The organism is Solemya elarraichensis gill symbiont (assembly GCF_002021095.1).
GTDB lineage: Bacteria > Pseudomonadota > Gammaproteobacteria > Chromatiales > Chromatiaceae.
The window spans coordinates 1-8,960 of record NZ_MPRK01000054.1; the positions used below are offsets into that span (position 1 = coordinate 1).

Annotated in this window: 9 protein-coding genes and 1 pseudogene; 6 read left to right on the plus strand and 4 right to left on the minus strand. The window is 52.6% G+C overall.

What is annotated here, in order from left to right; all coding sequences use genetic code 11:
• The 3 genes and pseudogenes from BOW51_RS04235 to BOW51_RS04245 all read right to left on the minus strand — a co-directional run.
• Nucleotides 1-488 (minus strand): annotated as a pseudogene (locus tag BOW51_RS04235) (Na(+)-translocating NADH-quinone reductase subunit C); the annotation flags it as partial.
• Nucleotides 485-1,699: an NADH:ubiquinone reductase (Na(+)-transporting) subunit B gene (locus BOW51_RS04240; RefSeq protein ID WP_078476593.1), complete on the minus strand. Its 1,215-nt coding sequence runs from the start codon at nucleotides 1,697-1,699 to the stop codon at nucleotides 485-487. The pseudogene BOW51_RS04235 and the gene BOW51_RS04240, both read right to left, overlap by 4 nt.
• Entirely contained in the window at nucleotides 1,699-3,051 is a 1,353-nt protein-coding gene (locus BOW51_RS04245; protein ID WP_078476594.1) for a Na(+)-translocating NADH-quinone reductase subunit A, read from the minus strand. Before BOW51_RS04245 ends, BOW51_RS04240 begins: the two co-directional genes overlap by 1 nt.
• Nucleotides 3,052-3,335: 284 nt before the next feature.
• Here BOW51_RS04245 and ribBA point away from each other — a divergent pair, with 284 nt between their 5' ends.
• From ribBA to pabB, 6 genes are all read left to right on the plus strand, one after another.
• A complete protein-coding gene (gene ribBA, locus BOW51_RS04250; protein ID WP_078476601.1) occupies nucleotides 3,336-4,454 on the plus strand; it encodes a bifunctional 3,4-dihydroxy-2-butanone-4-phosphate synthase/GTP cyclohydrolase II in 1,119 nt (372 codons plus the stop codon).
• Between the two features lie 71 nt (nucleotides 4,455-4,525).
• Nucleotides 4,526-4,993 (plus strand): 6,7-dimethyl-8-ribityllumazine synthase, encoded by a 468-nt coding sequence (gene ribH / locus BOW51_RS04255; protein WP_078476595.1) that lies wholly within the window; start codon nucleotides 4,526-4,528, stop codon nucleotides 4,991-4,993.
• Nucleotides 4,994-4,998: 5 nt separating this feature from the next.
• Nucleotides 4,999-5,424, plus strand: coding sequence for a transcription antitermination factor NusB (nusB, locus tag BOW51_RS04260; RefSeq protein WP_078476596.1), 426 nt, complete (start codon nucleotides 4,999-5,001; stop codon nucleotides 5,422-5,424).
• Nucleotides 5,425-5,445: 21 nt separating this feature from the next.
• Complete coding sequence (thiL, locus tag BOW51_RS04265) at nucleotides 5,446-6,408, plus strand: thiamine-phosphate kinase (RefSeq protein ID WP_078476597.1); 963 nt, start codon at nucleotides 5,446-5,448, stop codon at nucleotides 6,406-6,408.
• Nucleotides 6,405-6,872 carry a phosphatidylglycerophosphatase A family protein gene (locus BOW51_RS04270; RefSeq protein ID WP_078476598.1) on the plus strand — a complete coding sequence of 156 codons (468 nt, stop codon included), beginning with the start codon at nucleotides 6,405-6,407 and terminating at the stop codon, nucleotides 6,870-6,872. The genes thiL and BOW51_RS04270 overlap by 4 nt, the downstream gene beginning before the upstream one ends.
• Entirely contained in the window at nucleotides 6,869-8,239 is a 1,371-nt protein-coding gene (gene pabB / locus BOW51_RS04275) for an aminodeoxychorismate synthase component I (protein ID WP_078476599.1), read from the plus strand. Before BOW51_RS04270 ends, pabB begins: the two co-directional genes overlap by 4 nt.
• A gap of 156 nt (nucleotides 8,240-8,395) precedes the next feature.
• Here the strand turns inward: pabB and BOW51_RS04280 are convergent.
• On the minus strand, nucleotides 8,396-8,960 hold a 565-nt coding region (locus tag BOW51_RS04280), incomplete at its 5' end, for a copper chaperone PCu(A)C (protein ID WP_217349016.1).

Below are 8,960 nucleotides of genomic sequence, written 5' to 3' on the forward strand. Positions count from 1 at the left end.
GTCGACCACAGGCCATAACCGTGTACAGGCAGAATCACACGTGTGATTGTGTCGTCATCTTGGACCAGATAAACACTGGCAACCCGGGCACGCGCCTTGATTGAAGCGATATCCGCATCCGTAGAGAGGCGCAGATTCAGTTGCGGATCTTTTGCTGCCTTGCGCTGGTCATAAGTTGCAGCGTCCATGTTTTCGACATAGGTACCAGTGGCGAGATCAACAAGACGTGTCTCGATACTCTGATCGAAAGTCTCCTGAATGTTGCCGCTTGTATCCAGCCCGGCAACAGAGAGGATATAACGCTGCTTGTCGAGAGCCTTGTTTGCCTCTTGCAAGGGGCGTAGTCCGACGGCAGCCGCTGCAACGATAATGGAACACACCAGGCACAGGGCCAGTGCAATTACGATTGTCTTTGTTTGCGAGTCATTCGGCATCGCCAGGATGCGACCGATTGGCCCGCCAATGGTTTGTGCACTCTCCTGGCTCATGATGCGATCCTCCTTTGACGGCGCTTGATATTGGCCTGCACAATGAAGTGGTCTATTAATGGCGCGAAGATATTGCCGAAGAGGATGGCGAGCATCATACCTTCAGGAAATGCCGGATTGATCACGCGGATCAGCACGGCCATGAAACCGATCAGTGCCCCATACCACCAGCGTCCTTTGTTAGTCATTGCAGCCGACACAGGGTCAGTTGCCATGAAGATCATGCCAAAGGCAAAGCCTCCGAGAACCATGTGCCAGTAGAAAGGCAGGGCAAACATCGGGTTTGTTTCTGAACCAATCAGGTTGAGCAAAACAGAAGTGACAGTCATGCCGAGAAACACACCACCGACAACGCGCCACGAGGCGATCTTTGTGTACAGCAGGAAAACACCGCCAAGCAGGATGGCGAAAGTCGATACTTCACCGATCGATCCCTGAACATTACCAAAGAAGGCATCCCACCATGTAAGGCTGGATGCGATGATATTTTCAACACCGCCAGCGGCACCCAGTGACAGGGGGGTTGCACCCGAGAAGCCGTCAAGAGCAGTCCACACGGCATCACCTGACATGGCTGCCGGGTAAGTAAAGAACAGAAACGCACGGCCTGTCAGTGCAGGGTTGAGAAAATTCTTGCCGGTTCCACCAAACACTTCCTTGCCGATGACGACGCCGAAGCTGATGCCGAGAGCAACCTGCCAAAGTGGAATCGATGGCGGCAGTGTCAGTGAGAAAAGCATCGAGGTAACAAGAAAACCCTCGTTGACTTCATGTTTGCGTATGACCGCAAACAGTACTTCCCAAAACCCTCCGACCGCCAGCGTGACGACATAGATGGGTAACCAGTAGGTAAGGCCATGTACAAAGCTGGCAAATACTGAGTTGGCTGAGTAGCCTATGCCGAGGCCTTCGAGAACGTCGGCTCGCCATCCCCCTGTAGATTCGATACCCATCGCAGCCATGGCGCTGTTAGCTTGGAAGCCGGTGTTGTAGAGCCCCCACAGAAGCGCAGGCATGACTGCAACGACAACCAGTGACATGACGCGTTTGAGATCAATTGCATCACGAACGTGTGGTGAACTGCGTGTGACATCCGGAGGTGTATAGAGAAAAGTGTCGACCATCTCATAGAGGGCATACATTTTTTCGAATCGCCCACCCGGCAGAAAATCGGGTTCGATTCGGTCAAGAAAACGGCGCATACGTGACATTATCCTTCCCTCTCTATCTGTTCCAGGCAGGCACGCAGTGCAAGACCATAGTCAAATTTGGATGAAGAGACATAGCTGCACAATGCAAGATCCTCCTCGTCAAGTTCGAGGCAACCGAGTTGCTGTGCAAGATCCGTGTCTCTTGTAAGAAGTGCTCGCAGAAGTTGCGTTGGCAGAATATCGAGCGGCATGATCCGCTCATAGTTACCTATCGGCACCATCGCTCTCGGGCTGCCATTGGTTGAAGTGGTAAAGCGTAACAGGCGGTTTTTAGGCAAGAGTGAACTCAGGTGCGAGTTGATCGCAGAGAACTTGTCCCTGCCGGGCTTGATCCATCCCAGCAGCTCGCGTTCGCAGCCCTCGGGCAGGATGCTGATCTGGTTATGGAAGCGGCCAAGAAACTGTCCCCAGCCGGCTGCTTTCTTACCAGCCAGAACCGAACCGGAGATAATGCGGCACTCACCGGCTTCGAGTTCGTCTTTCAACAGATCTTCTGCATTTGCCCCCATGCGTGTTCTCAACAGGCGAGGGTCTTTCACCATGGGGCCACCGATTGCAACAATGCGATCAACCGGCAGGCGGCCGGTCTTGAACAGACGTGCAAAGGCGATGACATCCTGATGATTGATATGCCAGACTGTTTTGCCTGCGTGTGCCGGTTCCAGCATATGCATATGCGTTCCTGGCAGCCCTGCAGGGTGGGGGCCCTGAAATGTTGAATTGACGAGTCGCTCAAGATTTTTAGGCAGTTCGTATGGCTCTGCTGTATTCACATAGACATTACCGTGCGTCAACACTGTCAGCAGTGCCAATCCCTGGTTGAACTCCTCGCGTGCATCATTGATGACTACCATCGGGTCTGCCGCGAGAGGACGAGTATCAATAGAAGTAACGAATATGGCTGAAGGAACCGAGCCCGTTTCCGGCGCCTTGCTGTAGGGGCGAGTTCTGAAAGCGTTCCAGAGTCCCGAGTGCCGCAGCTGTTCGCAAACCGTGTCGTGATCGATGCCTGAGAATTCCGCCGGGTCATAACGCTGGAACTCTTCAGCTTCATCACCATCAAGTTCGATAACAACTGAACGCAATACGCGACGTGCACCGCGGTGAATCGCTTTGACTGTACCGCAACCGGGCGATGTAACCATCACACCCGGTTTTTTCTTATCTTCCAGTAGTGCCTGTCCGAGTTTGACGCGTTCGCCTTCCTTGACCAGCATGGTTGGTTTCATACCGACATAGTCGTGCCCGAGAATGGCGACAGTCTCAACCTTGTTGCCCCCTTCGATTACCTGGCGGGGTTTTCCCTCGACAGGCAGGTCCAGGCCCTTTTTGAGTTTGAATGTTTGGCTCATTGGGGTCGTATCCAGTTTTTATAATCATCCGTTTAAAGGGGGGGGATCATCTGAATCTGATGATATTTACCTCCCCAGTCATCAATACTACTTATGCAGCATCGCAGTATTTCTTATTATTGCGGCGCAACATAGCAAAAAGATCACAGGGATTGCAAGCTCAAATTCTGTTTTCAGTTGTTTAGCTTGAGATATGGAGGGAAATGGGGAGGATATTTTCCAGTTTGAGGCCGTTTTCCGTTAGAATGTGCAGCTATTTTTCAGATGTAGGCAATCAGAGAGTTATGGCGCTGAATTCGATCGACGAGATTATCGAGGATATCCGTCAGGGCAAAATGGTCATCATCATGGATGACGAAGATCGTGAAAACGAGGGTGACCTGTTGATGGCTGCCGAGGCGGTCACGCCTGACGCAATCAACTTTATGGCGACTCACGGACGTGGTCTCATCTGCCTGACGCTGACTGACAAGCGCTGCAAGCAACTGCGACTGCCGCTAATGGTCTCTGGTGAGGACCTGCTCCAGTCAACCAACTTTACTGTTTCTATTGAGGCGGCTGAAGGCGTGACGACAGGTATTTCTGCTGGTGATCGGGCGACAACCGTGCTGGCAGCAGTTGCCGAGGAAGCAACGCCGCAGGATCTTGTTCAGCCTGGCCATATCTTTCCGCTGATGGCACAGCCGGGCGGAACCCTGGTGCGTGCAGGACACACAGAAGCGGGTTGCGACCTGGCGCGCCTTGCGGGCTACAATCCTGCAGGTGTGATTGTCGAGATCCTCAACGAGGACGGCACCATGGCACGGCGCCCGGATCTTGAAACCTTTGCTGAAGAGCACGACCTCAAGATCGGCACGATCGAAGATCTGATTCAGTATCGCATCAGAAATGAAAAAACGGTTGAGCGCATCAATACCTGCGATTTGCCGACCGATCACGGTGATTTCAAGCTTTATGCCTATGAGGATATCGTTGATCGTGATGTACACATGGCCCTGGTTATGGGTGAACCTTCACCTGAAAAGCCTGTACTGGTTCGTGTGCACGTGCAAAATTCAATCCACGACCTGTTCGATTCCAATATTTCCGGAAGCGGCTGGCCGCTACGCAGCGCGATGGAACAGATTGCCCGTGAGGGTGAAGGTGTCATAGTTGTACTACGCAATCATGACAGTCCCAAGGAACTTGTGCAGCGTATTGAGGTAGCAGCTGGCAGGGCGACAGCTCCCGCAATGACGTCTGGCGATGCAGACAGTCGCAAGGAACTGCGCACGCTTGGTGCCGGTGCCCAGATTTTGGCTGACCTTGGTGTTGGCAAGATGCGCGTCATGAGTGCGCCAATCAACCTGCATGGTCTGCACGGATTTAATCTCGAAGTTGTCGAGTTTGTCGAGAGCGAGTAGCAGGTCAATATAGACTTGATCTAAAAAGCATTTATAATTAACTGAAATCAAAGAGTAAAAAGGTTAGTCAAATGAGCATCAAAACTATCGAAGGCGGCATGACGGTCTCAGACGCTAAATTCTGCGTCGTGGTAACACGCTGGAACAGCTTTGTCGTGGAGAGCCTCGAGAAAGGCGCAATCGATACACTGCTACGACACGGTGCGAGCGAAGATGAGATCACCGTTGTACGTCTGCCAGGAGCCTTTGAACTGCCCGTAGCACTCGACAAGATCGCAGCCAAGGGTGAGTACGATGCCATCATCGCACTCGGCGCTGTTATTCGCGGCGGCACACCACACTTTGAGTATGTAGCCGGTGAAGCTGTCAAGGGAATGTCACAGGTCAGCCTCAATCGCGGTGTGCCTATCAGTTTCGGCGTTCTTACTGTCGACACGATTGAACAGGCCATCGAGCGTGCCGGTACCAAGGCGGGCAACAAGGGTGGTGAAGCGGCTGCAACAGCCATCGAGATGGTCAACCTCCTCAGGCAAATCTGATTTCAATGTCAAATAAACGTCACAAGGCCCGGCAGCTAGCTATGCAGGGCCTTTATCAATGGCAGGTCAATCAACAGAACGTTGAAGAGATCATCAACCAGTTCCTTGGCGACGAGGATATGGGCAAGTTTGACGTCCCATACTTTCGCGACCTGCTTTCCGGTGTTCCTTCACACCTCGATTCCATTGATGAAAAGATCAAGCCCTTGATCAATCGCTCCATCGAGCAGGTTGATCCGGTAGAGCGCGCGATACTGCGGCTTGGTGTCTACGAAATGATGCAACACCCCGAGATTCCTTTTCGGGTCGTGATTAACGAAGGCGTGGAGTTGGCCAAGACCTTTGGTGCCGAACAGGGACACAGATACATCAACGGCGTTCTCGACAAGCTTGCGCCGCAGCTGCGTCCATTCGAAGCGAAAAAGAAGTGAAAGCCTGCAGGCTGAAGTCTAGTGAGCAGTTCCGAATTTGATCTGATCGAATCGATTGCCAGGTCGCAATCTGCGCGACGTGACGACGTCACGCTCGGTATTGGTGATGACTGTGCCTTACTCAATGTCCCGGCAGGAATGGAACTGGCGGTTTCTCTTGATACGCTCGTTAGCGGACGTCATTTTTTTGCAGATGCATCTCCCGAACTTATCGGCCACAAGGTGCTGGCCGTCAACCTCAGCGATCTTGCTGCCATGGGTGCAGAACCTGCATGGGTGACCATGGGATTGACCTTACCCGAGCCGGACAAGGAGTGGCTGGCTGGTTTCATGCGTGGTTTCTCAGTGCTCGCATCAAAGTATGGTGTGCAGCTTGTCGGCGGTGACACAACCAGCGGCCCACTCACTGTCAGTCTGCAGGCGCATGGCCTTGTTCCTGCAGGCAAGGCGATCAGGCGTAGCGGCGCCAGGCCTGGTGATCTTGTCTATGTCAGCCATACAATTGGTGATGCAGGTGTTGCTCTGGCGATGCTTCAGGGACGTATCACCGCGACTGATGAACTGGATACACTAAGGCAGCGCCTTGAATCTCCCCAACCCAGAATTGAACTTGGTATTGCCCTCAGAGACGTGGCAACTGCTGCCATCGATCTATCTGACGGACTTGCCAGCGACCTCGGGCACATTTGCGAACGCTCACAATGTGGCGCTGTAATAGAGACGCATAGGCTGCCGCTTTCAGGTGCGGTTGGCACACTGTCTGACTGGCGCCTGGCTGTCACCGCCGGTGATGATTACGAACTCTGTTTTACTATTGATCCATCGCAGCAAGAGAGAGTCACGCAGTTATCGCAGGAACTTGACTTGCGCCTGTCCTGTATTGGCAAAATGCGACAGCAGCCAGGTATCGACTTTGTTTCGGACGATGGCTCAAGCGAATCAGGCCTGCAGGGTTATGATCATTTTCCGGAGAGTGACACATGAATAGTTTCAACATGAAAAATCCTGTGCACATTCTTGCTGTCGGCTTTGGTTCGGGCCTCTCTCCATTTGCGCCTGGCACCATGGGCACCCTGGTTGCTATCCCTCTCTACCTGCTGATTGCCGGACTGCCACTGCTTGCTTATCTCGCGATATGCCTGGTTACTTTTGTTATTGGAATCTGGCTGTGCGAAAAGACCTCAAAAGATCTTGGTGTTCACGACCATGGTGGCATCGTGTGGGACGAGATCGTTGGCTATCTTGTGACAATGGCAGGCGCGCCAGTCGGTTGGCCATGGATTCTTGCCGGTTTCATCCTTTTTCGCATTTTCGACATCCTCAAACCATGGCCAATTCGCTGGCTCGACAAGTATGTCAGCGGCGGCTTCGGCATCATGATTGATGATCTTGTAGCCGGCCTGTTTTCGGCAGCCATCCTGCAGTTGGCCTACTATTTTCTGCTGTGAATTTTCCGCGCATAGAAGAGATTCCCTACACAGTTGACTCGGCGCTGCTGTTCGAGCAGATTTCCGATATGCAGTGGCCCGTGTTTCTCGACAGTGGAGGCAGTAGTCGTCGCGGCAGATTTGATCTGCTCGCAGCCAATCCTTTCACAACACTGGTGACGTGCGCCGGTGAGACAGTTATCACCGAGGGCGGAGAGACTCACACATCGGCGGATGATCCATTCGATCTGCTCAGGCAGGCGATGAGTGAACAGCAGCATGCTCTCGGGGCGTTGCCGTTCGAAGGTGGTGCGATCGGGTATTTCGGTTACGACCTTGCACGTTTAATCGAAAAGCTGCCCGAGAAGGCGCAGGATATTGACCAGCTACCGGAAATGATGGTTGGCATCTATGACTGGGCAGTCATCGTCGATCACGAACTGGGCAGAAGCTGGCTGGTTGGACAGGGCAGAAGTGAACAGACCGCTGCAGAGTGGCCAGGGTTGCTGGAACGTCTACGTGCTCCCGGATCACAGGGCAACATCGGGGTGACCGCACTCAGGGCATTGCAGCCATTTGAATCGTCGGTCACCAAGGCTGAGTACCTGCAGGCACTGAAACACATACACAACTATATCAATGCAGGTGACTGCTACCAGGTCAACTATACGCAACGCTTTGCTGCACCGGTTGAGGGTGATGCATGGCAAGCCTATGTCGATATTCGCAAACAGAATGCAATACCTTATGCGGCTTTCATGCGCCTCGATGAAATCGAGATTTTGAGCTTCTCACCCGAGCGTTTTCTGCGTCTATCGGGTAATCGTGTTGTTACCGAACCAATCAAGGGCACGCGCCCACGCGGTGAGTCGACAAGCGCCGACCTGGCACTGCAGGATGAGCTCTACAACAGCAGCAAGGACCGTGCCGAGAACCTGATGATTGTTGATCTGCTGCGCAATGACCTGGGACGCGTGTGTCAGCCGGGCACAATCCATGTCAAAGAGCTGTTTCATCTCGAAAGTTTTCCAACAGTTCATCATCTCGTTAGCCGTATAGGTGGAGAGCTGCGCGAAGGCGAGGACGCACTGAGCCTGTTACGCGCCTCTTTCCCGGGCGGTTCGATTACCGGTGCACCGAAGATCCGAGCGATGGAGGTTATAGAGGAACTGGAACCATACAGGCGGGGTATCTACTGTGGTTCGATAGGTTATATCGGGTTTAACGGCAACATGGATACCAGTATCACGATACGAACCATGGTACATAGGTCAGGGCAGGCGCATTACTGGGTTGGTGGCGGGATTGTTGCCGATTCCGATCCTGATGAAGAGTACCAGGAGTGCCTGGACAAGGCGGCGGTGTTCAGGCGTTTTTTCGATTCTTGACAGTTGTCACACCAGTCGAAACACGTCACCTCTGCCGAAAAAACGTCACCCCGGCCACATCATCGTCACCCCGGGCTTGACCCGGGGTCCATCAGACACAGTTCACTAATTCATGGATACCGGCTCAAGGCCGGTATGACGACGTCGGGGAATGAATTACTTGTGCTGCATATGCTTCGAATGGTCCATTTTTGAATGATCCATTGCAGGCATCATCATTTTCTTGACTGGTGCTTCAACCTGCTTGGTGCTGCCGTCTCTGAATTTCAGCGTTACAGTCACCTTGTCACCTGATTTGAGCGGTGCATGCAGATCAATAAGCATGACATGATAGCTCATTGGTTTAAGCATAGTCTGGCCATTGGCGGGAATGATGATTTTATCTACCTCGAACATGCGGTGAACACCCTTGTCATCTGTTTCATGGGTGTGCAGTTCCACGAGTTTGGAGACGTTGCCACTGGCACTGACCAGCGCAGCCTCCTTGTCACTGGTGTTTGTCAGTGTCATGAAGAGAGCCGATGTTTGAGAAACCGGCGGTACTTCACGTACCCATGCATCGGAAACAGTCACCCCCTCGGCGCTGGTTGCTGCATATGCAGATGTGATGCCTGCAAGCATGATCAGGGCTGAAACAATGATTCGGTTAGTCAGTTTTTTCATAGGTATTTCCTGTATTCCATTAATATGTGATTCAACTTCGACAATTATATGATGATTT

What these genes read in the sequence shown, in the direction of transcription:
- BOW51_RS04240 (WP_078476593.1), bottom strand. Translation starts at nt 1,699, where the DNA reads ATGTCACGTATGCGCCGTTTTCTTGACCGAATCGAACCCGATTTTCTG.
- BOW51_RS04245 (WP_078476594.1), bottom strand. Translation starts at nt 3,051, where the DNA reads ATGAGCCAAACATTCAAACTCAAAAAGGGCCTGGACCTGCCTGTCGAG.
- ribBA (WP_078476601.1), top strand. Translation starts at nt 3,336, where the DNA reads ATGGCGCTGAATTCGATCGACGAGATTATCGAGGATATCCGTCAGGGC.
- ribH (WP_078476595.1), top strand. Translation starts at nt 4,526, where the DNA reads ATGAGCATCAAAACTATCGAAGGCGGCATGACGGTCTCAGACGCTAAA.
- nusB (WP_078476596.1), top strand. Translation starts at nt 4,999, where the DNA reads ATGTCAAATAAACGTCACAAGGCCCGGCAGCTAGCTATGCAGGGCCTT.
- BOW51_RS04270 (WP_078476598.1), top strand. Translation starts at nt 6,405, where the DNA reads ATGAATAGTTTCAACATGAAAAATCCTGTGCACATTCTTGCTGTCGGC.